Source organism: Streptomyces yamdrokensis, from assembly GCF_053890455.1.
In genome coordinates this window covers 7,544,945-7,569,060 of the sequence record NZ_CM132679.1, presented here as the reverse complement: position 1 = coordinate 7,569,060, position 24,116 = coordinate 7,544,945, and the positions used below count along the sequence as shown (strand labels likewise).

General features: G+C 72.2%; 19 protein-coding genes. 9 read left to right on the top strand and 10 right to left on the bottom strand.

Going from position 1 to position 24,116, the window contains the following annotated elements:
- Positions 1–125 precede the first annotated feature (125 nt).
- From ACWZEH_RS33335 to ACWZEH_RS33325, 3 genes are all read left to right on the top strand, one after another.
- Positions 126–1,469 (top strand): ABC transporter substrate-binding protein, encoded by a 1,344-nt coding sequence (locus tag ACWZEH_RS33335; RefSeq protein ID WP_456194785.1) that lies wholly within the window; start codon positions 126–128, stop codon positions 1,467–1,469.
- Between the two features lie 59 nt (positions 1,470–1,528).
- Positions 1,529–3,571 (top strand): beta-galactosidase, encoded by a 2,043-nt coding sequence (locus ACWZEH_RS33330; protein WP_456194784.1) that lies wholly within the window; start codon positions 1,529–1,531, stop codon positions 3,569–3,571.
- 146 nt (positions 3,572–3,717) lie between these two features.
- Positions 3,718–5,766 (top strand): RICIN domain-containing protein, encoded by a 2,049-nt coding sequence (locus tag ACWZEH_RS33325; protein ID WP_456194783.1) that lies wholly within the window; start codon positions 3,718–3,720, stop codon positions 5,764–5,766.
- 123 nt (positions 5,767–5,889) lie between these two features.
- Here the strand turns inward: ACWZEH_RS33325 and ACWZEH_RS33320 are convergent, their stop codons facing one another.
- The 3 genes from ACWZEH_RS33320 to ACWZEH_RS33310 all read right to left on the bottom strand — a co-directional run bounded on the left by ACWZEH_RS33320 (position 5,890) and on the right by ACWZEH_RS33310 (position 10,070).
- Positions 5,890–7,248 (bottom strand): vWA domain-containing protein, encoded by a 1,359-nt coding sequence (locus tag ACWZEH_RS33320; RefSeq protein ID WP_456194782.1) that lies wholly within the window; start codon positions 7,246–7,248, stop codon positions 5,890–5,892.
- Positions 7,245–8,537, bottom strand: coding sequence for an AAA family ATPase (locus tag ACWZEH_RS33315; protein WP_456194781.1), 1,293 nt, complete (start codon positions 8,535–8,537; stop codon positions 7,245–7,247). Before ACWZEH_RS33315 ends, ACWZEH_RS33320 begins: the two co-directional genes overlap by 4 nt.
- A 102-nt stretch (positions 8,538–8,639) precedes the next feature.
- Positions 8,640–10,070, bottom strand: coding sequence for a hypothetical protein (locus ACWZEH_RS33310; RefSeq protein ID WP_456194780.1), 1,431 nt, complete (start codon positions 10,068–10,070; stop codon positions 8,640–8,642).
- Between the two features lie 329 nt (positions 10,071–10,399).
- On the opposite strand from ACWZEH_RS33310, the gene ACWZEH_RS33305 reads away from it, so the two are divergent.
- A complete protein-coding gene (locus ACWZEH_RS33305; RefSeq protein WP_456194779.1) occupies positions 10,400–10,852 on the top strand; it encodes a phospholipase in 453 nt (150 codons plus the stop codon).
- A gap of 74 nt (positions 10,853–10,926) precedes the next feature.
- On the opposite strand, the gene ACWZEH_RS33300 is transcribed toward ACWZEH_RS33305, so the two are convergent.
- From ACWZEH_RS33300 to ACWZEH_RS33290, 3 genes are read right to left on the bottom strand one after another with little or no spacing between them, the layout of a single operon-like run.
- Positions 10,927–13,005 carry an iron ABC transporter permease gene (locus ACWZEH_RS33300; protein WP_456194778.1) on the bottom strand — a complete coding sequence of 693 codons (2,079 nt, stop codon included), beginning with the start codon at positions 13,003–13,005 and terminating at the stop codon, positions 10,927–10,929.
- Positions 13,006–13,009: 4 nt separating this feature from the next.
- Positions 13,010–13,987 (bottom strand): ABC transporter substrate-binding protein, encoded by a 978-nt coding sequence (locus ACWZEH_RS33295; protein ID WP_456194777.1) that lies wholly within the window; start codon positions 13,985–13,987, stop codon positions 13,010–13,012.
- On the bottom strand, positions 13,984–14,838 hold the full coding sequence (locus tag ACWZEH_RS33290; protein WP_456194776.1) for an ABC transporter ATP-binding protein: 855 nt from the start codon (positions 14,836–14,838) through the stop codon (positions 13,984–13,986). The genes ACWZEH_RS33295 and ACWZEH_RS33290 overlap by 4 nt, the downstream gene beginning before the upstream one ends.
- 255 nt (positions 14,839–15,093) lie before the next feature.
- Between ACWZEH_RS33290 and ACWZEH_RS33285 the strand changes: the two genes are divergently transcribed.
- On the top strand, positions 15,094–15,585 hold the full coding sequence (locus ACWZEH_RS33285) for a DUF5949 family protein (protein WP_456194775.1): 492 nt from the start codon (positions 15,094–15,096) through the stop codon (positions 15,583–15,585).
- A gap of 27 nt (positions 15,586–15,612) precedes the next feature.
- On the opposite strand, the gene ACWZEH_RS33280 is transcribed toward ACWZEH_RS33285, so the two are convergent.
- On the bottom strand, positions 15,613–15,837 hold the full coding sequence (locus ACWZEH_RS33280) for a hypothetical protein (RefSeq protein ID WP_456194774.1): 225 nt from the start codon (positions 15,835–15,837) through the stop codon (positions 15,613–15,615).
- Between the two features lie 299 nt (positions 15,838–16,136).
- Between ACWZEH_RS33280 and ACWZEH_RS33275 the strand changes: the two genes are divergently transcribed.
- Positions 16,137–16,610, top strand: coding sequence for a carboxymuconolactone decarboxylase family protein (locus ACWZEH_RS33275; protein WP_456194773.1), 474 nt, complete (start codon positions 16,137–16,139; stop codon positions 16,608–16,610).
- Between the two features lie 154 nt (positions 16,611–16,764).
- Here ACWZEH_RS33275 and msrA read toward each other — a convergent pair whose 3' ends face one another.
- Positions 16,765–17,277 (bottom strand): peptide-methionine (S)-S-oxide reductase MsrA, encoded by a 513-nt coding sequence (gene msrA, locus ACWZEH_RS33270; RefSeq protein WP_456194772.1) that lies wholly within the window; start codon positions 17,275–17,277, stop codon positions 16,765–16,767.
- 183 nt (positions 17,278–17,460) lie between these two features.
- On the opposite strand from msrA, the gene ACWZEH_RS33265 reads away from it, so the two are divergent.
- Genes ACWZEH_RS33265 through ACWZEH_RS33255 form a run of 3 tightly spaced genes read left to right on the top strand, consistent with a single transcriptional unit; the run spans position 17,461 to position 20,788 of the window.
- Positions 17,461–17,904: a helix-turn-helix transcriptional regulator gene (locus ACWZEH_RS33265; RefSeq protein WP_456194771.1), complete on the top strand. Its 444-nt coding sequence runs from the start codon at positions 17,461–17,463 to the stop codon at positions 17,902–17,904.
- Between the two features lie 10 nt (positions 17,905–17,914).
- Positions 17,915–18,328: a VOC family protein gene (locus tag ACWZEH_RS33260; protein ID WP_456194770.1), complete on the top strand. Its 414-nt coding sequence runs from the start codon at positions 17,915–17,917 to the stop codon at positions 18,326–18,328.
- Positions 18,329–18,388: 60 nt separating this feature from the next.
- The gene (locus tag ACWZEH_RS33255) at positions 18,389–20,788 is read left to right on the top strand and encodes an ATP-binding cassette domain-containing protein (protein WP_456194769.1); all 2,400 of its coding nucleotides are present in this window, start codon (positions 18,389–18,391) and stop codon (positions 20,786–20,788) included.
- Positions 20,789–20,894: 106 nt separating this feature from the next.
- On the opposite strand, the gene ACWZEH_RS33250 is transcribed toward ACWZEH_RS33255, so the two are convergent.
- Entirely contained in the window at positions 20,895–21,347 is a 453-nt protein-coding gene (locus ACWZEH_RS33250) for an ATP-binding protein (protein WP_456194768.1), read from the bottom strand.
- Between the two features lie 679 nt (positions 21,348–22,026).
- Positions 22,027–23,112: a GNAT family N-acetyltransferase gene (locus ACWZEH_RS33245; RefSeq protein WP_456194767.1), complete on the bottom strand. Its 1,086-nt coding sequence runs from the start codon at positions 23,110–23,112 to the stop codon at positions 22,027–22,029.
- Between the last annotated feature and the right edge of the window lie 1,004 nt (positions 23,113–24,116).

Here is a 24,116-nt window from a genome sequence, read left to right as displayed (position 1 = left end):
GGCGCCATCCCCTCTTCGGCACGCTCCCCTGCCCCATCAGCCCCGCCCCCCGCGAACCCCACTCCAAGGCACACCACCCCCCAAGGCTTTGGAATCCAAGCCCACGAAGAAGTGGAAGCACGCCCATGCACAAGAAATCCCGCCGCCTGCTGCGCGGCATCGGCATCGTCTGCGCCCTGGCCCTGGGCGCCACCGCCTGCGGCGGTTCCGACGACGGGGACGCCGCTCCGAAGGCGGTCTCCGAGTCGGACGTCGAGGCGGCTCTGAAGAAGGGCGGCACCGTCACCGTCTGGGCGTGGGAGCCCACGCTCGAACAGGTGGCCGCCGACTTCGAGAAGGAGCACCCCGGTGTCGAGGTGAACCTCGTCAACGCGGGCACCAACAACGAGCAGTACAAGGCGTTGCAGAACGCCATCTCCGCGAAGAAGGGCGTCCCCGACGTCGCCCAGGTCGAGTACTACGCCATGGGCCAGTACGCGCTGACCGACGGGCTCACCGATCTCAGCGGCTTCGGCGCCGACCAGCTCGCCGACCAGTACTCCCCCGGCCCGTGGAACGGTGTGAAGGCCGGCGGCGAGGGGATCTACGGTCTGCCGATGGACTCCGGTCCGATGGCACTGTTCTACAACAAGAAGGTCTTCGACAAGCACGGGATCGAGGTGCCGACCACGTGGGACGAGTACGTGGACGCGGCCCGCGCCCTGCGCAAGGCGGACCCGAAGGCGTACATCACCAACGACGCCGGTGACGCGGGCTTCACCACCAGCATGCTGTGGCAGGCCGGTTCGCGCCCCTACAAGGTGGAGGGCACCGAGGTGAGGATCGGCTTCGCCGACGAGGGGGCCAAGGACTTCACCGGCACCTGGCAGAAGCTGCTCGACGAGAAGCTGGTCACCCCGGTCACCAGCTGGTCCGACGAGTGGTACAAGGGCCTCGGCGACGGCACCATCGCCACCCTGGCCATCGGGGCCTGGATGCCGGCCAACCTCGCCTCCGGTGTGAAGGAGGCCGCCGGTGACTGGCGCGTCGCCCCGCTGCCGCAGTGGACGGCGGGCGCCGACAGCAGTGCGGAGAACGGCGGCAGCGCCCTCACCCTGCCCGAGCTCGGCAGGAACGAGGCGCTCGCCTACGCGTTCGTGGAGTACGCCAACGCCGGCGACGGTGTCGACACCCGCGTGAGGAGCGGCGCCTTCCCCGCGACCACGGCGCAGCTCGGCTCCGAGGAGTTCCAGAACACCGAGTTCCCGTACTTCGGCGGGCAGCGGGCCAACGAGGTGTTCGCCGAGTCGGCCGCGAACGTCGCCGACGACTGGGCGTACCTGCCGTACCAGGTGTACGCCAACTCGATCTTCAACGACACCGTCGGCAAGGCCTACGTCTCCGGCACCAAGCTGGCGGACGGCCTGAAGGCCTGGCAGGACGCGTCGGTCGAGTACGGCAACGAACAGGGCTTCACCGTAGCGAAGTAGCCCACCGGGGCGGCACGCACGCCGCGCCGCCCCGGTGCGAGACACCCGGAAGGACCGCCATGATCTCCACCCTCCTGTCCCGTACCAGCGGGGCGGACGGTGACCGCGCCCCCCGTCTCCTGTACGGCGCCGACTACAACCCCGAGCAGTGGCCCCGCAGCGTCTGGGAGGAGGACGTCCGGCTGATGCGGGAGGCCGGAGTGAACATCGTGTCCGTGGGGATCTTCTCCTGGGCACGGCTGCAACCGGCCGAGGACGTCTGGGACTTCGGCTGGCTCGACGAGGTACTGGACCTGCTGCACGCGGGCGGCATCGGCGTCGACCTGGCGACCGCCACCGCGTCCCCGCCGCCGTGGCTGACCACGGCCCACCCCGAGATCCTCCCGGTCACGGCGGACGGCGGGACGCTGTGGCCGGGGGCGCGCCAGCACTGGCGTCCCACCTCCCCGGTGTTCCGCGCCCACGCGCTGCGCCTGGTGAGGGAGTTGGCGACCCGCTACGCAGACCACCCGGCGCTGGTCGCCTGGCACGTCAACAACGAGCTGGGCTGCCACAACGTCTACGACTTCTCCGACGATGCGGCACGCGCGTTCCGGCACTGGCTGCGGACCCGTTACACCACGCTGGAAGCACTCAACTCCGCCTGGGGCACGGACTTCTGGTCCCAGCGTTACACCGACTGGGAGCAGCTCCTGCCGCCGCGGCAGGCCGCGTCCCATCCCAACCCCACCCAGCAGCTGGACTTCAAGCGCTTCTCGTCGGACGCGCTCAAGGAGCATCTGCGGGCCGAGCGGGAGATCCTGCGGGAGATCACCCCGGACGTCCCGGTCACCACCAACTTCATGGTGATGGGCAACACCAAGGGGATGAACTACCCCGACTGGGAGCAGGAGATCGACTTCGTCTCCAACGACCACTACGTCCACCCGGGTCCGCAGGACCGCGACGAGCTGTCCTTCTCCGCGAACCTCACCAGCGGCATCTCCGGCGGCAGGCCCTGGTTCCTGATGGAGCACTCCACCAGTGCCGTCAACTGGCAGCCGGTCAACGTGGCCAAGCGTCCGGGCGACCTGGCCCGTGACTCGCTGCTGCACGTGGCGCACGGGGCCGACGCGGTGTGCTACTTCCAGTGGCGACAGTCGGCGGCCGGCGCCGAGAAGTACCACTCGGCGATGGTCCCGCACGCCGGTGAGGACAGCGACCTGTTCCGTGCGGTGGCCGAACTCGGCTCCACTCTCAAGGCACTTGCCCCGGTCGCGGGCAGTGAGCGGGAGGCCGCCCGGGTCGGCATCCTCTACGACTGGGATTCGTGGTGGGCGAGCGAGCAGGACTCGCACCCTTCCGCACTGCTCGACTACCGGCAGGAGGCGCTCGACTGGTACTCGGCGCTGCTGGCCCTCGGTGTCCGCGCCGACCTCGTCACCACCCGCGCCGACCTGCACCGCCACCAGGTGCTGGTGGCTCCGGTGCTGCACATGGTCCCCGCCGACCTGGCCAAGACGCTGACCCGGTACACCGAGCAGGGCGGGCACCTGATCACCACGTACTTCTCGGGGGTCGTCGACGAGCACGACCACGTCTGGCTCGGCGGCTACCCGGGGGCGCTGCGCGATCTGCTCGGTATCCGCATCGAGGAGTTCGGCCCGCTGCTCGACGGTGACACGGCGGAGCTCGACGACGGGACGACCGGCAGGCTGTGGACCGACCGGATCGACGTCGTGGCCGGGACGGACGTCCTGGCCCGCTATCGCACGGGCGTGCACGCCGGCCGGGCGGCGGTCACCCGGAAGACCACGGGCGCCGGTTCGGCCGCCTACGTCTCCACCCGGCTCGGTGTCGAAGGGCTCACCTCGCTGCTGCCCCGGCTGCTCGCACCTGCCGGCGTGGAGAGCGAACTGCCGTCCGAGGTGCGTGGGCTGGTCGAGACGACGGTACGCAGCGGCCCCGGCGGCCGGTTCCTGTTCCTGGTGAACCGGACCGACACGGCCGTCCCTGTGAGCGGCCTCGCCGGGGAAGTGCTGCTCGGCGCCACAGAGGACGGCGACGGCGCCCTCGTCCTCGGGCCGCGCGCCGTCGCCGTACTGCGGCAGCCGGCCGGTTGAGCCGCGGCGACTGCGCGCAATTGCCCGCAACGCCCCTGGAAGGGCAGGGCCGTTCCAGGGCCTTCTTCTCCTTTGGCCCGTGCGGTGGGCGCGGGCCGAAGGGTTCCACCAGAGCGCGACCACACCTCAATGTTGGGAGCACACCGATGGCACGTCGCACCCGCAGAAGACGCCTCCTGTCAGCAGCCGGCCTCACCGCCCTGGCCACCGGGGCCGCCCTGATCCCCGCCCCGGGCTCCACCGCTCAGGCGAAGGACTCCGTCCCTTCCGTCACCGTCCGGCCCGATCCGTCCTACCAGCAGGAGGAGTTCGAGGGCTGGGGCACCAGTCTGGTCTGGTTCGCCAACGCCACCGGCGACTACCCGCCGGAGATACGCGAGAAGCTCGCCGAACTCCTCTTCGGCGACGAGGGACTCGCTCTGAACATCGCCCGCTACAACGTGGGCGGCGGCAACGCCCCCGACGTCAAGGACTATCTGCGCGCGGGCGGCGCCGTCGAGGGCTGGTGGAAGGCGCCGGAGGGAACCACCCGCGAGGACACCGACTGGTGGGACGCCGAGGACCCGGCGGACTGGAACGAGAACGCCGACGCCACCCAGCGCTGGTGGGTGGACCGCATCAAGAAGGACGTCACCCACTGGGAGACCTTCAGCAACTCCCCGCCCTGGTTCATGACCGTCAGTGGCTATGTCTCCGGCGGGTTCGATGCCGGTGAGGACCAGCTCAAGGCCGAGTCGGTCGACGACTTCGCCGCCTATCTGGCGGGCGCGACCAAGCGGCTGGAGAAGGCGCACCGTATCGAGGTCGACACCGTCGACCCGTTCAACGAGCCGAACACCACGTACTGGAGCACCCGTCTCGGGCCGGACGGCGAGCCCGTCGGCGGCCGGCAGGAGGGCGCCCACATCGGCCCCGAGCTCCAGGAGAAGGTGCTCCACGCCCTCGCCCCGGCACTGAGGAAGGCGCGGACCGGGGCCGGCGTCTCCGCCATGGACGAGACCAATCCGTCCACGTTCGCGCGGAACTGGAACTCCTACTCCCCCGCGGCCCGCGATCTGGTGGACCAGATGAACGTCCACACCTACGGAACCGCTCAGCGCACCACCGTGCGCGACCTCTCCAAGGCGGCGGACAAGCGGCTGTGGATGAGCGAGGTCGAGGGCGACTGGGGCGACGGCCAGAGCTTCACGGACATGCGTCCCGGTCTGGGGCTCGCCCAGCGCATCGTGGACGACCTGCGTGAACTCGAGCCGCGCGCCTGGGTGTTCTGGCAGCCCGTCGAGGACCACGACAACATGAGGCCCGGCGGAGAATCCGCGAAGGGCGGCAACTGGGGCGAGATCCAGCTCCCGTTCAGCTGCACGGCGGCCGACACCCTCGAGACCTGCCCCGTCCACACCAACACCAAGTTCGACACCGCCCGCAACTTCACCCATTTCATCAAGCCCGGTGACCGGCTGATCCAGGTGAACGACACCTCCAGCGCGGCGGCGGTGACGAGGAACGGCAGGGGCGCATCGGTCGTCCACGTCAACAGCACCAGCGAGGCGCGCGACGTCACCGTGGACCTGTCGAAGTTCCGCACCATCAGCCGGAACGCGACCGTCACACCCGTTGTGACCAGCGCCGACGGCAGGTTGGAACGGCACGGGGCCATCAGGATCGGCGACCGCTCCGCCACCTTCACCGTACCCGCCCAGTCGGTGACCTCCTTCGTCGTGAAGGGTGTGTCCGGCGTGGCCTCGGACGCCCCGCTGCTGCGCAAGGGCCACACCTACACCCTGACCGGTGTGCAGAGCGGCAGGGCCGTCACCGTCGGTGAGGACGGCAGCGGCCTCGTCGTCGGCACCGGCGACGGCTCGGCGGCCCAGCGGTGGCGGCTGAGCGCGGTGCGTCCCGGCGACGGGGTCCGGCAGCGCTACGAGTTCACCAGTACACGGGACGGTGAGCGCAGGCGTCTGACCGTGCGCGACGACGTCCCGGTCGCCGAGCCCGACACCGGCGTTCGGGACAGGGCCGCCGAGTGGATCGTGTCGGGCACCGGCGACGGCACCTGGACGCTGGTCAACGCGGCCACCGGACGTCTCCTGGAGGTCGGCGGCCAGGCCACCCACGAAGGGGCCGCGGTGACGACCTGGGAGCCCAACTCCGGTGCCAACCAGCGCTGGAGGATCACGGACGTGACCGCAGGCTGACGCCCGCCCGGGTCCGGGCCCACCGGTCGGTGGGCCCGGACCCGAAACGACGTCACGAGGCGGACACGGCCCGGCCTCGGTGACGACGGCCTCCTGTTCCCCGGGTCCCCTCGTCGTCCCGGTTCACCGGCTGCCGGGGGCCTCGGCGATGGTCACCACCCGGGCCCAGCCGGGTGGTGCGTCCGGCCGGTACTCGGGGTTGTCCTCGTCGTACGAGGAGGCGGCCGCGTGGCGGCGCGGGAACAGGCCGACCACCGTCCGGCACGAGGGCCGCCTGTCCGGCCAGGGAGTCCGACCGTCGGTCAGCACCACGAGGACGTCCGGCCGGGGACGCGACCGGAGGGCCGTGGCGAAACCCGTGCGCAGATCCGTACCGCCGCCGCCCACCAGCGGTATCCCCTCGGCACGGCACAGGGACCGCGCGGCTGTGGCCGCCGCGTCGCACGACACCACCGACACCATGTCGCGGCGGCCGCCCACCGTCCGGGAGATCGCCGAGACCTCCCGTAGCGCGCTGCCCAGTTCGGCGTCGCCGACCGAGCCGGAGGTGTCGATGACCACCGCGACGCGTGGCGGTGTGCGCCGCAGGCTCGGCAGCACCACGCCGGGCAGGCCGGCCGAGCGCCGTCCGGGCCGGCCGTAGGAGTAGTCGTCGCCCGTGCCGGAGCCAAAGACCGCCGCGCGCAGTGCCGCACCGAGTAGTTCCCGCCAGGGCTGCGGCGGCTGGAACGCCTCCTCGGCCCATCGCCGCCAGCTCTTGGGGACGTCACCCGGCCGGGCGTTGATGCCCTGCGTGACCCGGAAGCGGACCGCGTCGCGTTCCTGTTCGCTGAGACCGTGCGCGCCGTCCGGCCCGAGGTCCCACTCCCGTTCCAGTCCGTCGGCGCCGCTGCCGCAGTCCAGCCAGGCCATGCCCTGGGTGTACGGCCCGAGCCGGAACCGGCCCAGATAGTCCTCCATCAGTTCTCCGGCCGAAAGCCGCAGACTCCTCGGCGTGATCGCACCCTCGGGCCGGACCAGGCCGTCGCCGAACACGTCGTCGTTGATCTCGCAGTCCGCCGCGATGTTCATCCGCAGCCGCTCCGCCGGGCCGGTCAGGTGGTGCGCCCGTGCGTACCGGTCACAGCGCCCGTGGTGGTCGCGCAGCAGGTGCGACACCTCGTGCACCCAGACACCGGCGAGTTCCTCCTCCGGGGTGCGGTCGACGAAGTCCGGCGACACGTAGCACCGCCAGTGCCGGTCGACGGCCATCGTCGGTACCCGCGCCGACGCGACGGGGTGCAGGGCGAACAGTGCCGTCGCCAGGTACGGCCGGGCGCGGGCGGCGTGCAGCCGGGCGGCAAGGAGCTTGTCCACGTCGAGGGCGGAGGCGGGAGCAGGTGGTTGCGTCGCGGGGCTGGCGCTGCCGGCGCGCGTGGCGTGGATGTCCGTGGTGCCCATGTCCGGGGCGCGCCTGCCCGCGACGTGGGGGTGCGGGGTCATCGGCCCGCCCCGGTGGTGGTGAGGGCACGGGCCGCTGCCTGGTCGGCCCGGCGGGACAGGGCGACCACGCCGGCGAGGCGTTCGATCGTCTCCGGTACGTCCCAGTCCTCGCGGCGCAGGGTGGCGAGGGTGGTGGCGGGAACGACCACGAGGTCGGGGGCGCCGGTCTCCACGGCCCGGACGAGCAGTGCCCACGCGGCGTCCCAGCGGGGCTTCTCCGGGCGGGCGCGTACGGCGGCCACCACCCCGTCGAGCACGGCCTGGCGCAGGTCGCCCCGTTCGGGCAGTTCGGCACCCGCCGGGTCGGCGAGCAGCGTCTCCGGGTCGGGTAGGTCCATCCGGTCCAGGCTCGCCAGCAGCTCCAGGCCGGGGCCGTCGCCGACGGTACCCCTGACCAGCAGGGAAAGCACGTCGCGGGCGGAGCCGGCCGCCGTGGCGAAGGCGATCAGGCGCAGGGTCATGTCCCAGCTGCGTGGCGACGGCCAGGGCCCGCCCCGGCGTGTCTCGCTGTCGGGCAGCCGGTGCACCAGCGGAGGGCGGGCGGTGAGGAACCCGCACACCGCGCGGCGGGCGAAGTCCACGGCCTCGGGCAGCATCTTCGGGTCGAGCCGTGGCAGGGTCGCCCGGGGCCAGGTCCCGCCGAGGCCGCGGACGACGACCCCGTGGTCGTGGGTCCACTGAAGATGCACGAACCGATTGGCCAGGGGCGGGCTGAGTTCCCACCCGTCGGCCGCCGAGGCGCGCGGGTTGGCGGCGGCCACGATCCGCACACCGGACGGGAGCCGGAGGGTGCCTATGCGCCGCTCCAGCACCAGGCGCAGCAGGGCGGCCTGCACGGCCGGCGGAGCGGTGGACAGCTCGTCCAGGAACAGCAGCCCTCGGCCCGCCCGCACCAGGCGCACGGCCCAGTCCGGCGGGGCCATCGGCACTCCCTGTTCGGCGGGGTCGTCCCCGACGACGGGGAGCCCCGAGAAGTCGGACGGTTCGTGCACGCTGGCGATCACGGTGGTCAGCGGCAGGTCCAGTGCGGTGGCGAGCTGGGTGAGGGCAGCGGTCTTGCCGATCCCCGGCTCACCCCACAGGAGGACGGGCAGGTCGGCGGCCACGGCCAGGGTGAGGGCCGCCAGTTGGGTGTCGGGGCGGGGTTCGGTGGTGGTGTCGCTCAGGAGGGCGATCAGATCCCCGGCGACGGCGAGCTGGGAGGCGTGGGGCGGGTCGAAGGGCGTCACGGTGATATCGGAAACGGGAGCGGGAACGGGAGGGGAAGCAGAAAGACCATATGTGGACATACGTCATCACCTGTGGGTGTGAGGAGCGAGCAAGGGTGCGGGTGCGCGGGTGAGGCCGCAGGGACGCCGGAGGGAACCGGCCCCGGCGGTGTCACGGGTGCGTCACATGGCGAGGCGCGGGTGGGGGCGGTGGTCGTGAGGGCGACGGCTGCGCGGCGGGAGCCGGCCGGGCGCGGGCCCGCTGAGCCCCGCCCGGTACAGCCCGTAGGCGATCCGCCGCTCGGCAGCCGCTTCGAGTTCGTCCCGCAACGGGCCGCCGCGCAGGCGCGCGCCGGGACCCAGCAGTCCCTCGACGACGGCCAGCGCGCCGGTGATGTCGCCGTGGTCCAGGCGTTCGCGTACGCCGGTGAGGCAGTCCGGGCGCCGGTGTGCCCGGTCGATGGCCTGGAGGCAGGGCAGGGGCGTACCCGTCAGCGCGGCCAGCAGCTCCTCCCGCCGGATCTCGGCCGGGTCGTGGTCCAGCGCGGTCAGCACCCCGCCGGCCGGCCCGATCCGGTGCCGCTCGCCCCGGCACTCCACGAGACGCGGCTCCTGCTCCGGGACCGGTGCGCGCCGGGCGGCGCTCGGCACCCTCCCGGGCACCGGCTCCGGTACGGAGTCCGGGGCGAGGGCCGAGGCGACCAGCGGGTGCAGCCGACCGGGGTCGAGCGCACCGGTGCGGAGCAGGTCCAGGTCGGGGAGTACGTGGGTGGCCGCGTAGGGCAGGACGGGCAGGGTGGAGGTACTGCCGTCGACGGGCACTCGGGAGAGCCGAAGACCGCGCGGTGCCGGGACGTCGCCCCCGTCGCCGGCCAGGTGCAGGAGCAGCCGGCGCCCGTTGCCGATCCGCGCGACGACGGTGCCGCTCGTGCACCCCGCGTCGCGCAGCACGAGCGCGGCCTCGTCGCGCCACCGGTCGACGGCACAGCGATGACCGGGCGGGAGCAGCTCCGGTGCGCCCGGCGGCGCCGACCGGTCGTTGGCGTCGGCCGGCCGGTCCGCCCCGGAGCGTGACCGCAGTTCGCCACTTCGGCGGGCGTCCCACAGGTGGCGGTGCAGATCGAGGCGGAAGCGCGGGCTCGGACGCGGGTGCGGATGGTGACGGGCGGCGCGCCGGAGCCGCCGGCCGTCCCACAGGTCCAGGCCGAACCGCTGGCCGCCGTCCGCCCAGGCGGGCGGAGTCCGGACCACCAGGTACACCGGGCCGGCCCCGAGGCGGTCGTCGCCGTCACCGCCGTACCGGGCCAGGGCGAGGGTCAGTCCCGGACGCAGCAGTCCGTCGGGAGCGATCCGCGGCAGCTGCCAGCGCAGCAGATCGGGTGCAAAGTGGCGTAGATCGGACCGGACTTCGGCCGTGAGGTCCCGGCCGTGGGTGCGGGCCAGGGAGCGCAGATCGAGGTCGACGTCGATGCCCGCGGCGGCACAGGCCCCCGCCCAGTCGCCGACGTGACGGCGGGCGGTCGCGGTCTCGATCACGGAGGGCGGCACGGCGAACTTCCGCACGCGCAGCCAGAGGGAAAGACGGGTGTCCCCGCTCGCGGTCGGTGTGAGCATCAGCGCTCACCTTGCGCGGACGGGACCCCCGTTCTCTGAACGAAGTGAGTGGTCATCGCAGGAGCATAACTGCCCTGCCCCTACGCGGCCCAGTGATTATTCCCCGCTCACCCCTGCCGGCTCCGGGAACCCCGGAGCCGGCACCCCATAACGCGAACCCTGTTCGGCAACCGGCGAGTTCACCCGTACGGCATGATCAAGACGCCTGGCGGGACCGGACATTGACGGACTGTTAAACCGGCCGGGGTGTGAAGGCGCGGACACCACGGGCATCTTCTTGTCATGCACCTGTGGCCCGGTGGTCGGGTCACAGTCACTGGAGGTGTGGGATGCACCGTAAGCTCGCCACCGCTCTGGCCACCTCGGCTCTCGCCGCCGTCGGGGTCCTGGGCACCGCCACCGCCGCCGAGGCCGCTCCCTCCGACAAGCCGCAGGTCCTCTCCGGCTGGACGCAGACCAGCGCGTCGAGCTACAACCAGTGGGTCGCCGCCCGGTCCAACCAGGCCGCTTGGACCGCCTACGGGTTCGACTGGAGCACCGACTACTGCTCCACCTCCCCCGACAACCCGTTCGGCTTCCCCTTCTCGACCTCCTGCGCACGCCACGACTTCGGTTACCGCAACTACAAGGCGGCCGGCTCCTTCGACGCCAACAAGGCACGCCTCGACAGCGCCTTCCACGAGGATCTCAAGCGCGTCTGTGCCCGTTACACCGGCGGCACGAAGACCGCCTGCAACAGCACCGCGTGGACCTACTACCAGGCGGTCAGGGCCTTCGGCTGACCCTTTTCGCCGGTCTGCCGGCCGGGTGCCGCCGGTTGCCCATGGGCCCGGCGGCACCCCCGCTTCCTCTTCCGCTACCGCCGGCTGCGCACGAGCACGTACAGGAAGTACGGCGTGCCGATGACGGCCGTCATGAGGCCGGCGCCCAGTTGGGCCGGTGCGATCACCGTGCGGCCCAACAGGTCGGCGGTGCAGACCAGTACGGCACCGAGCAGCACCGCGACCGGAAGGACGCGGGTGTGCCGGCGTCCGACGAGGGCCCGTGCCGCGTGCGGGGCGACCAGGCCCACGAACCCGATGGTGCCCGCGGCGGCCACCGCGGTGGCGGTGAGCAGGACACTGACGACGAGGAAACCCAGCCGGCCGCGCGCCAGCCGGAGTCCGAGAAGCCGCGGGGTGTCCTCGTCGAGGGAGACCAGGTCGAGTTCCCGGTGCCGTACGGCCGCCACCGCGAGGCCGACGACGAGGACGACGGCCAGCGGCAGGACGTCGGGCATGGTCCGGCCGTAGGTCGAGCCCGACAGCCAGGTGAGGGCCTTCGTGGCGTTGAACGGGTCGGTGAGCACGATCAGCAGGCTGATCAGGGCCGTCGTCCCGGCCGCCACGCCGACGCCGACGAGTACCAGCCGGTTCTGCTGGAAGCCTCCGCGCGCCGCGAGCCCGAAGACGACGACGGCGGTGGCGGCGGCCCCCGCGAACGCCGCCCCGGCGACGCTCCACGCCCCGGCGGCGGGCACCGTCGTCACGAGTATCACCGCGCCGAGCGCGCCGCCGCCCGAGACGCCCAGGACCGAGGGCTCCGCGAGCGGGTTGCGGGTGACGGCCTGCACCAGGGTGCCGGCGAGTGCCAGGGCCGCCCCCGCGAGAAGCGCGGCGAGGACGCGCGGGATCCGGGTGTCGAGGACGAAGGAGACGGTCCGGCCGGCCCGGCCCTGCATCCAGTTGAGCACGTCGCCCAGCAGGAGCATGCTGTCGCCGACGAGCGTCGCGGCGATCGTCAGACCGACCAGGGCGACGCTCAGAACGACGAGCCAGGCCACGAAGACGGCACGGCTGCGGATCCGCAGTCCGTCCGGCGCGGGCGAGCCCGCGGTGTCACGGAGCCGGGCCGCCATGACGACCAGGAACACCGCGCCGACGAGGCTGGTGACGACACCGGTGGGCACCGCGACGGAGATGTCGGCGCTCACGAACGTACGCAGCAGCACGTCCGCCCCGAGGACCAGCGCCGCGCCGACCAGCCCGGCGACCGGCACACCCGCCCGCAGCCGGTGGACGCCGCGGAACCAGCGCGCCAGGGGGCGGACCAGGGCGGGGGCGCACAGGCCGACGAACCCGATCGGCCCGGCGAGGGTGACGGCCGCCGCGGAGAGCAGCGTCGCCAGGACCACCGCGGTGACGCGGGTCGCGCGCACCGGGACGCCCAGCCCGCGGGCCGCGTCGTCGCCGAGGGCGAGGGCGTCGACCCGGCGGGCGACGAGCAGCAGGCCGGCCAGGCCGACGACCGCGACGGGCAGCATCCGGAGCACGCCGTCGAAGCCGTTCTGGGCGATGCTCCCCTGGTTCCACTGGTACAGGCCCTCGGTCTGCTCCGGGAACAGCAGCAGCAGGCTCTGGGTGACGGCCGTGAGGCCGAGGGCGAGCGCGGTGCCGGCGAGCACCAGCCGTACCGTTCCCGACCCGAGCCCGGACAGCCCGAGGACGACGGCCGCCGCCACGAGGCCGCCGGCGAAGGCGACTCCGGAGGAGGCGAGCAGGGGCAGTGGGACACCGGTGACGGCGACGACGCCGAGGGCGAGGTAGGAGCCCGCGTTGACGGCGAGGGTGTCCGGGGAGGCCAGGACGTTGCGGCTGACGGCCTGCAGGGCGAGGCCGGCCATGCCGAGCGCGGCGCCCACCAGCAGCCCGGCGGCCATCCGGGGCAGCCGTGAGGCGATGACGACGGACGCGTCGGCCGGGTCGGCGCGGCCGGTGAGCGCCTTGAGGACCTCGGCGGGGCCGACGGCCGCCGTGCCCTGGGTGATGTCGACGACGGCGAGGACGGCGACCAGGAGCACGAGTGCCCCGGTCACCCCGGCCGCGCCCGTCCGGGACGCGGCCGGGGCCGGAGCCGTCTTCGGACGGACGGGACCGGGCGTGGCGGTGACGGCCATCGCGCTACTTCGTCAGCGCCTCGACGACGGCGTCGGTGTACGCCCCCATCGAGCCGGGACCGCCGAACATCCAGATGCCGTCGGGCAGCCGGTGGACGTCACCGGCCTTCACGAACGGCAGGGACTTCCACACGGAGTTCTTGGCGAGCTGGTTGCCGAACGGGTCGCTGTTGGCGTCCCCGTCGCTGCCGATGTACGTGAACTGCACGTCCTTGCCCAGGTCGGTCAGTCCCTCGACGTCGGTGGCGGCCAGGCCGTAGGCCTTGTCGCCCTCCATCTTCCAGGCGTTCTTCAGCCCGAGCCGCTCGTTGACCGCACCGATGAGGGAGCCGGAGGTGTACGGGCGCACGGAGACCTGGTTGGAGGTGACGTAGCCGTCGGCGAAGGCGATCTCGGAACCGTCCAGACCGGCATCGGCCAGGGTCTTCCTGCCCTCGGCGAGCTTCGCGTCGAAGTCCTTCCTCAGCGTGGCGGCCTGCTCGGTGGTGCCGGTGGCCTTCGCGACGAGGTCGACGTTCTCGAGTATCTGGCCCACCTGGTCGGAGGCGTCGGCGGACGTGACCGTAAGGACCGGGGCGACCTCGCGCAGCTGCTTGATGGCATTGGGCTGCAGGTCGCTGGTGGCGACGATGAGATCGGGCTTCAGCGAGGCGATGGTGTCCATGCTGGGTTCGCCGCGGGTGCCGATGTCCTTGGGCTCGTTGGTGAGCGGGACGGCGGTGTTCCAGGTCTTGTAGCCCTTGACGTCGGCGACCCCGGCCGGTTCGACGCCGAGCGAGATCAGGGTCTCGACGACGTTCCACTCGGTGCCGACGACGTTCTTGGCGGGGCCGTCGAGTACGACCTTGGTGCCGGAGGCGTCGGTCAGGGTGATGGCCTCGGCGGACTCCTTCGCCTCGGTGGCGGCGGGTTCGGTGGTTCCGCAGGCGGTGAGCAGGAGGGCCGTGGCAGCCACGGGCGCGGTGAGCAGGAGTCGTCTCATGAGAGGGTGCTGAGCCTTTCGGTACGGGTGTGGTGGCGGCCGATCGCACGGGTGCGCAGCCGGCCGGTGAGCGGGTCGGTGCCGACCTCGATCCGGATGCCGTAGACCTCGGTCAGGCGCTGCGGCGTCAGGACCTCCTCGGGCGTGCCCTCGGCGACGATGTGCCCCTCGGCGAGGAGCACGATCCGGTCGGCCACGGCCGCCGCCTGGTCGAGGTCGTGCAGGACGACGCCGACGGCGATGCCCTGGTCGTCCGCCAGATCGCGGACCAGGTCGAGGAGTTCGACCTGGTAGCGCAGATCGAGGTAGGTGGTGGGTTCGTCGAGGAGGAGAACTCCGGTCTCCTGGGCCAGGCAGCCGGCCAGCCAGACGCGCTGGAGCTGTCCGCCGGAGAGGTGTTCGGCGCCCCGGTCGGCGAGTTCGGCGACGCCCGTCATGGTGAGGGCGCGGTCGACGGCGGCGCGTCCGCCGGGGTCGGCGCCACCCCAGCGGCCCCGGTGGGGATAGCGGCCGAACTCGACGACGTCCCGCACGCTCAGGCCGCTGGGCGTGGGTCGTCCCTGCAGCAACAGGGCCACGCGGCGGGAGAACTCACGGGGGCCGAGGGCCAGGCCGTCGGTGTCGGTGTCGATCGTGAGCGTGGCCAGACGGGGCGTCTGGAGCCGCGCCACGGTGCGCAACAGGGTCGACTTGCCGCTGCCGTTGGGACCGACCAGTACCGTCACTTCGCCGGGCCGCAGGGTCAGCGCCGCGGCGTGGACGACGTCCACGCCGTCGTACGCCACGGTCACATCGGTCGCCGCCAGTTCATGGCCGCGCAGGCCCGGGGGCGCCTCTTCACCAGGTTTCACGCCGCAAGGTTAGCCTACCCTTAGTTTGCGTTACGTACCGGTGACCTGCCTGCGGTCGTGTTCGCGGTCCCCCATGTCGCCATGTCGTCACACCGGGAACACCCCGCGATCCGTCGGGCTTCGAACCCAGGAACCCCGAACCAGGCTGCCCCGGGCGGCCGTTCATCCCTCGTACGCGTGGAGAGCAGCCGCGGGTATCGCCCGGACGGGTGACTGCCGACCGGATGAGGGCCGCCGCGCCGATACGGTTTCGCGGTGTCCACGACCTCCACCGCAGCACAGTCCTGGAACTCCGCCGACCTGGGTTCCGTCGTCGTCATGGCCTGGCGCAGGGAAACACCGGATGGCGGCGTCCCCTTCCTTCTCGCCTGTTCCCTGGGAAACGGGGCAAACGGCCCGGACGTCACCGCGGACGCCGTACGGCACCTGCTGCGCGGGGCGGGCCTGTCTCCCCAGGGCCGCCTCGTCGACGCCACCGGGGAGGCCGGCCCGTCCGGTGTCGTCGTCGTGCCGGGAGCGGCCGCGCTCACCATGCCGGGCTTCGACGCCCAGTTCGTCCCACCGCCGAAGTGGGCCGACGCCGCCGGTGAACGCGGTTACGTGTACCTCGTCTTCACCACCCGGCCCTGGCCGGCCGGCTCCGAGCCCGGCGACCTCGCGGCCCTGGACGCGTTCACCTCGGACCAGAACACCCTGCGGTCCGCCGCCCACGTCCTGCTGCCCGCCCGCACCCTGCGCGAGGGCTGACAGCGTGCGGCTGCGCACCGGGCAGGATCAGAACAGGTGCTCCTGCTCGGCGGGGGCGCCGCCGCGCAAAGGACGGCGCGGGCCGGGACGCCGGGCCGGTGCCTCCTCGCCGAACAGGGGCGCCGTGCCGTACTCGTCGGGCTCCGCCGGGACCACGACGGGTCCGGTGCCCACGTTCAGGCACAGCGGAGCGTCCCGGTCGAAATCTCCTGGCGTCATGTCCGTCCAGTCGCATTCCTGACGCTCGCTCACCGACGCTCCGCTCCCCGTCCGTGCTTCCTGCCCGGCTTCCCGGCCCCTCATTGTTCCCGTACCCGGGCCGGGTGTCAGCGGGTGCCCTCTCGTGAGGAGGCGCGATCCTGCACGCGGCCAGGCTATCGTCCGTCCGCCGCTCCCGATCATGCCTCCGCGGCCACGCCGTATCCCGCCCGAGTGCTTTCCGACGAATGCGCCCCAGAAGGGAGACGCAGATCACACCCCGGGTCCTGTCACACCCCGGCGACCTGTCCCGTCAGGAATACGTCACCGCAATCACGACCCAGGAGATCACCATGGACGCCCGTCTCGACTTCTTCGGCAACGCACTCGGCGCCAAGGTGCTGAAGCACATCAACTCGGCGGGCAGGGTGGCGTCCGACTCGGGCCTGCCGCACGCCACCCAGGAACTGGTGAAGATCCGCGCCAGCCAGATCAACGGCTGCGGCTTCTGCACCGACATGCACACCAAGGACGCCGCCCACGCCGGTGAGACCGCCCAGCGTCTCCACCTCGTCGCCGCCTGGCGCGAGGCCACCGTCTTCACCGAGGCCGAACGCGCCGCACTCGAACTCGCCGAACAGGGCACCCGTATCGCCGACGCCGCCGGCGGCGTCACCGACGAGGCATGGGCCGAAGCGGCCAAGCACTACGACGAGGACCAGCTCGTCGCCCTCGTTTCCCTCATCGCCGTCATCAACACCTACAACCGCATCAACGTCATCAACCAGCAGCCCGCCGGCGACTACCGGCCCGGCCAGTTCGGCTGACGGACGCCTGCCCGCTCTCCCGGCCGGGGACCCCGGTGATCGGTACCGGTGGGGCCGGCCCCAAAGCGGCGATCGAGCCGGCCGAGGCCGGTCCGGGCATCGGCCGAGCGCCGGGGCTCCGGGCCGGAGCCCCGGCGCCGTACACCTCGGCGGCTCAGGCCTCCGCGCGCCGGGGCAGGCGCCAGCCGGGACGTACGAAGTGACAGGTGTAGCCGTCCGGGTACCGCTGGAGGTAGTCCTGGTGCTCGGGCTCGGCCAGCCAGAACGGGCCGGCCGGTGCGACCTCGGTGACCACGGGTCCCGGCCACAGACCCGACGCGTCGACGTCGGCGATCGTCTCCTCGGCGACGCGCTTCTGCTCGTCGTCGAAGTAGAAGATGGCGGAGCGGTAGCTCAGCCCGATGTCGTTGCCCTGCCGGTTCCTGGTGCTCGGGTCGTGGATCTGGAAGAAGTACTCCAGGATCGTGCGGTAATCGGTGACCGCCGGGTCGTAGGTGATCTCGATCGACTCGGCGTGGGTACCGTGGTTGCGGTACGTGGCGTTGGGGACGTCGCCGCCGCTGTAGCCGACGCGCGTGCTCAGGACGCCCGGGAACGTGCGGATCAGCTCCTCCATGCCCCAGAAACAGCCGCCCGCCAGCAGCGCCTTCTCCTCGGTCCTCGTCATCTCGTCTCGCCCTTCTGCCGCGTCCTTCGACGGACACGTCCGCCTCGCACTCATGATCCCGTACGGCCGCGGCCGTACGCGCACCGGTCTCAACCATGCCGGGCCCCCTGTTGTTCCGTCCACGCCCGTCCGCTCCGGGGATTCCGCCCTGGCCGGACGGCCCGCGTGTGTACGATTTCGCACATGACCGGCACACCCGCCCCGGCACAGCGGCTGCGCGATCTCGCGCGACTGCGCCGGGTCCGCGACCGGATCGACCGGGAGTACGCGCAGCCGCTGGACGTCGAGGCGCTCGCCCGGGGCGTGCACATGTCGGCCGGGCACCTGAGCCGGGAGTTCCGGGCCGCGTACGGCGAGTCTCCGTACAGCTATCTGATGACGCGGCGCATCGAGCGGGCCATGACCCTGCTCCGCCGCGGCGACCTGAGCGTGACCGAGGTGTGTTTCGCGGTGGGCTCCTCGTCGCTGGGCACGTTCAGCACGCGCTTCACCGAACTCGTCGGCATGTCACCGAGCGCCTACCGACGCCTCGCCGCGGACGCCACGGAGGGGATGCCGGCGTGCGTGGCGAAGCAGGTGACCAGACCGGTCAGGAATCGAGAAGCTTCCGGAGCCGGGCCCCTCTAGCGTGACACCCATGGACATCACCATTCACGCGAGCTTCCTCCCCCACGACGACCCCGAGGCCTCCCTGGCCTTCTACCGCGACACCCTCGGCTTCGAGGTCCGCAAGGACATCGGGTACGGCGGCATGCGCTGGATCACCGTCGGTCCCGTCGGCCGGCCCGCCACGTCCATCGTGCTGACCCCGCCGGCCGCCGACCCCGGTGTCACCGACGACGAGCGGCGTGTGATCACCGAGATGATGGCCAAGGGCACCTACGCCGGCCTGCTGCTGGCCACCGACGACCTCGACGGTGTGTTCGCGAAGCTGCAGGGGGCCGAGAGCGCCGAAGTCGTCCAGGAGCCGACCGAGCAGCCGTACGGTGTGCGCGACTGCGCCTTCCGTGATCCCTCGGGCAACCTGATCCGCATCCAGGAGGCGCGCTGAGCCCGTCCCCGGGCCACGGATCGGACCACGGAACACCTACGAGAGGACGGGAGCCCCAGCATGGCCACGAGAACGAGGACGCAGTCGCCAAAATCGCACGGCGCCGACAGCCACGAACTGATCCGTGTGCACGGCGCGCGTGTGAACAACCTCAAGAACGTCAGCGTCGAGATCCCCAAGCGCCGGCTGACCGTCTTCACCGGCGTCTCCGGCTCGGGCAAGAGCTCGCTGGTGTTCGACACGGTCGCGGCGGAGTCGCAGCGGCTGATCAACGAGACGTACAGCGCCTTCGTACAGGGTTTCATGCCGACCCCGGCGCGGCCCGACGTCGACGTCCTCGAAGGGCTGACCACCGCGATCATCGTCGACCAGCAGCGGATCGGTTCCGATCCCCGCTCCACGGTCGGCACCGTCACCGACGCCCACGCGATGCTGCGTATCCTCTTCAGCCGGCTCGGCACTCCGCACATCGGCCCGCCCAGCGCGTTCTCCTTCAACACCGCCTCGGTCCGGGCGAGCGGGGCGATCACCGTCGAGCGTGGCGACAAGAAGGCGGTGAAGGCGACCTACGAGCGCACCGGTGGGATGTGCACGCGCTGCGAGGGCCGGGGCAGCGTCTCCGACATCGACCTCGGCCAGCTCTACGACGACACCAAGTCCCTGTCCGAGGGCGCGTTCACCATCCCGGGCTGGAAGTCGGACAGCTTCTGGACCGTCCGGGTCTACGCCGGGTCGGGCTTCGTCGACCCGGACAAGCCGATCCGGGAGTTCACCGAGCAGGAGATGCACGACTTCCTGTACCGGGAGCCGGTCAAGGTGAAGGTCGAGGGCGTCAACCTCACCTACGAAGGGCTGGTCCCCAAGATCCAGAAGTCGTTCCTGTCGAAGGACAGGGAGTCGATGCAGCCGCACATCCGGGCGTTCGTGGAGCGGGCGGTCGCCTTCACCACCTGCCCCGAGTGCGACGGCACCCGGCTGAGCGAGGGGGCCAGGTCGTCGAAGATCAGGGGCATCTCCATCGCCGACGCCTGCGCGATGGAGATCCGGGAGCTGGCCGAGTGGGTCCGCGGCCTGTCCGAGCCCTCGGTGGCGCCGCTGCTCACCTCGCTGGGCGGCACCCTCGACTCCTTCGTGGAGATCGGGCTCGGATACCTCGCGCTGGAGCGGCCGTCGGGCACCCTGTCCGGCGGCGAGGCTCAGCGCGTCAAGATGATCCGCCATCTCGGTTCCCCGCTCACCGACATCACGTATGTCTTCGACGAGCCCACCATCGGCCTGCACCCGCATGACATCCAGCGGATGAACGACCTGCTGCTGCGGCTGCGGGACAAGGGCAACACGGTACTGGTCGTGGAGCACAAGCCGGAGACGATCGCGATCGCCGACCATGTCGTCGACCTCGGCCCCGGTGCCGGTACGGCGGGCGGCACCGTCTGCTTCGAGGGGACCGTCGAAGGGCTGCGGCGCGGTGACACCGTCACGGGCCGCCACTTCGACGACCGGGCGACGCTCAAGGAGTCGGTGCGCGAGCCCTTTGGGGCGCTGGAGATCCGGGGGGCGACGACGCACAACCTGCGCGGTGTCGACGTCGACATCCCTCTCGGTGTGCTCACGGTCGTCACCGGTGTCGCCGGTTCCGGCAAGAGTTCGCTCGTGCACGGGTCGCTGGTCAAGCAGTCGGGGGCCGGCGACGAGGCCGTGGTGTCGGTGGACCAGGGCCCGATCCGCGGCTCGCGGCGGAGCAACCCGGCGACGTACACGGGGCTGCTGGAGCCGGTCCGTAAGGCGTTCGCCAAGGCCAACGGCGTCAAACCGGCTCTTTTCAGCGCCAATTCCGAGGGCGCCTGCCCCACCTGCAACGGTGCCGGTGTCGTCTTCACCGACCTGGCGATGATGGCCGGGGTGGCCGGCACCTGCGAGGACTGCGAGGGCAAGCGGTTCCAGGCGTCGGTGCTGGAGCACCGCTTCGGCGGCCGGGACATCAGCGAGGTGCTCGCGATGTCGGTGGCCGAGGCGGAGGAGTTCTTCGGCGCCGGTGAGGCCCGTACTCCGGCGGCGCACCGGGTCCTCGGCCGGCTCGCCGACGTGGGGCTCGGCTATCTCACCCTCGGTCAGCCGCTGAACACGCTGTCCGGCGGCGAGCGGCAGCGGCTCAAGCTGGCCGTGCACATGGCGGAGAAGGGCGGCGTGTACGTCCTGGACGAGCCGACCACCGGCCTCCACCTCGCCGACGTCGAGCAGTTGCTGGGCCTGCTCGACCGGTTGGTCGACTCCGGCAAGTCGGTGGTCGTCGTCGAGCATCACCAGGCGGTCATGGCGCACGCCGACTGGATCATCGACCTCGGGCCGGGCGCCGGGCACGATGGCGGCAAGATCGTCTTCGAGGGCACCCCCGCCGACCTGGTCGCCGCCCGCTCCACCCTCACTGCCGAGCACCTCGCGTCCTACGTCGGTGCCTGAGCCCCGGCATCCTGAGCCGGGGACGCGTCGGCAGTAGGCGGCGATTCCCCGGCGTCCGGGCCGGGAAACCGCCGCGCGGCACCGTGCGTCGCCCCGGCGGGCGCCGTCACCGGCCGCCGGTCTCCATGAGGGGGATCAGGGCCGTGATGCGTTTGCCGGTCGGCTCGGGCTGCACGTCCACCACCCGGGCGACGGCCAGCACGATCTCCAGGCCGTGCCGGCCCACCCGGTCCGGGTTCGCGCTCCCGGCCACGGGCAGCGCGGTGCTGCCGTCCCGGACCATCACCTCGAGGGCGTCGCCGGCGATGCGCAGATCCAGCCGGACGGGACCGGGCGCGTACTTGCGGGCGTTGGTGACCAGCTCGCTCACCACGAGCTGGGTGACCTCCACCGCGTAGTTCGACACGGGCAGCCCATCCTCCGCCCGAACGCGCGTCAGGAACGCCTCGGCGAGCCGCCGGGCCTCCGCTATCCACGCGCCGTCGCCGTCCAGCGCGTAGGACGCCCGCCGCGGTGCGCCGGGCGCCGGGTCCCCTTCGTCGAGAGGAACTGGTTCCATCCGATCCGCCTTCACTCACCGATCACATGGCGCGACTACCCGAGATGCCCGGCCCCACTCCCCCCGGCCCACGGTGGCGGGCCGGGCGGGCTCTTGCCCCCGTTTCGGGAAATGCGCCGGCTGCGTCGACACGTGTCAGGCGCTCCTGACGGGGCGGCGAGCGCCCGGCGCCCGGGCGTCCACCGGTCCGGCCGGTTTCGGCGCGCGGGCCTCGGCTCGCAGCCGGGCCCGGCAGGCCCGGCAGGGGATGCTTCGCGGGCACTGCGGTCACCCCCGCGTTCACCCCCGGCCGCAGCGCGAAGGCCGGCCGGGGCCGGCCAGAACTGCGTCCGGCCCCACCGGCGCCTCGCCAGTCCCCACGGGGTGCCCGGGGACAGCACCAGTCCGCTGATCAGGGTGAGCAGGGCGAGCGGAACCATGAGCCGGCCTGCGAAGAGCTTCGTAGCCCGGACCGGCGTCTCCGCAGTGACCGCGGATCCGGTGGTGGCATGACACGGGTGCGGGCAGACCGGGGGTGGGCCCGAGCCGGCTCGCGCAGGAGACGACATGGACGACGGGGAAAGCCCGGCGTGCGGGGCGGCGGAGTTTCACCTGCCCCACGGTGCCGGGCCCGGACGCCGCGGGTGTCCCACCGCGGGAGCAACCCCCGCGTACGGGCCTCGGCGTACGCGAGAGGGCCTCACCGGTGGCGCAACCGCCCCGCCTCCTCCAGCGCACGCCGGGCCGCACCGGCCAGCCGGGGACGGTCGCGGACGAAGCGGCGGGCCGCCCGCGCCGGTTCGCGGCTCAGGCGGTACGCTGCCCCGCCCGGTACCGGACGTACCACGGCGCCCTCGTAGACGGGCAGTTCCCGGGTTTTCAGGGAGTCCTTGTAGCGGGCCGGCCCGCTGCCCAGGTCGACCATGCGGATCCCGTCGGCTGCCGCGGCCTCGAGCATCCGAAGGTGCAGCACCAGCCCCGGCGAGTACTTGCCGTAGTCGCGGTCGTACGCCGGGAACCACCAGGAGAGAACCGTGGGCGAGCGCAGCCCGAAGTGGGCGGCCACGGGGCGCCCGGCGGCGTACAGCACGGAGAGCAGTCCGCGGCATTCGGGGTCGTCGCCGCCGGCGAGCCGTTCCACCAGGGCGGTGATCCACGGCTGTGCGAACCGGTCCCGGCGCCCGGTGCGCCGGTACTGCGCGGACTTCCAGCGCATCAGTGCCCGTAACGCGTCCGGGTCCCGCGCGTCGTACACGAACCGCACCTCGCCGACCTGACGGGCGAGTCTGCGTTCCTTGGCCAGCGTCTGCTTGAGGAAGCCGGGCGCGTTCGCCCGCAGCAGGGCGGTGTACGGGGCGAAGCCCTCACCGATGTCGACGACCGGGCTCACGAGTCGCTCGGTGGCGTGCGGGACGAAGTGGTGCTGACCGGCCTCCAGGTTGTCGAACTCCCACGAGGAGAGCCCGCAGGCGGCCAGGAGCCGGCGGGGGTCCACCCGGATTCCGGGGCGCAGGACGGCCCCCTGACTGTCCGACACGCCGAGCCCGATGGCCCGGCCCTGTCCCAACGGCCCCTTCTCGTAGGGAAAGAAGCCGACGGGGGTGCCGCCCTCCTGAAGTACGGCGACCCTCGCACCGGGCCTGCCGTGCCCGACGGCCGTGGTGAACGCCGGGTCGAGGAACGGGTTCTCCGGCGCGCCGGACTCGGTGCGCAGGTGCCTCCATGTCTTGTGCTCGCCGGGGCCGAGTTCGTCCGGCCGCAGAACGAGAAGGCGCTTTCGGGGCATGCGGGTCTCCTGTGTCGTCACGGGTGCCGGAACGCACGCGAGCCTGCCTGCTGCGGTGCCGTGCGGGGCGCGGGTTCGCCGGGCAGTGCTCGGGCCGCGCGGTGCAGGCCTCGGGCGGCACTGCCGTCGTTCAGCAGCGGAACGTCTGCAGGTCGCTGGCGTCGGGGGCCGGGAGCGCCGGCTCCGGGTCCTGTGAGGTGCCCGACGGGTACGCGTCGGGGGCGGTCCGTTTCGTGGGGACCGTGTTCACCTGCGTGTTCGCCGCGGTGCGCGGCGCCGCTCCAACCGCTCCGGCGGTCCTCGGCGAGCGGACGAAGGGGCGGTGGGGATCCGTGTCCTGTGGAGTGGGAAGGGGCTTTTCCGCGCGCCGGGGCTCGAGGGCGTCCGGGGCGAGGGGCGTGAGGGCTGCCGCTGGGGCGGCCTCGGAGGTTGGTGCGTGGGCCATGTGGTGAACCGCCATCGGGTGAACCGGGCTCGTGGAAGTCGCCGACATGGGGTGCGCCCACATGGCGCGTGCACCTGTGTGGGCGTCCGCCTGCATGTACCCGGCCGGCCGGCCGTACCGGTTCGCCCCGACGGTGGGCGGGCAGAGGTGCAGGAGCAGTGCCGACGTCAGCAGGAGTACCACCGCTGCCCATCGTGGCCGCACCGGTCACCTCCCGACGTGCGTCCCGGCGGGGGTGGGCATACCGGGCCGGCACCGGGCGAGCCCCCCACAGAACGTGCGCCCGGGACGCCTTCCAGTAGTGCCGAGCGCCTCCTGCGTCGTCAAGACCTGGGCATGGTCACTGAACACACATCGGAACGCGCCGGCCGCATGGCTTCGCTGTCGCACCACCGGTCACGCCCGCTGCCCGGTGGAAGGACCGTTCACCTCGCCATCCGTCCCGCCACCCGTCCCGCCGTCCGACTTCGCCCTCCGGCGCGAAGAGCCGGCCGCAGCCGCCCGGACCACCGGGCGGCGTGACGGGGCCCGGCACCTCCCCGCGTGCGCCGGCCCACCC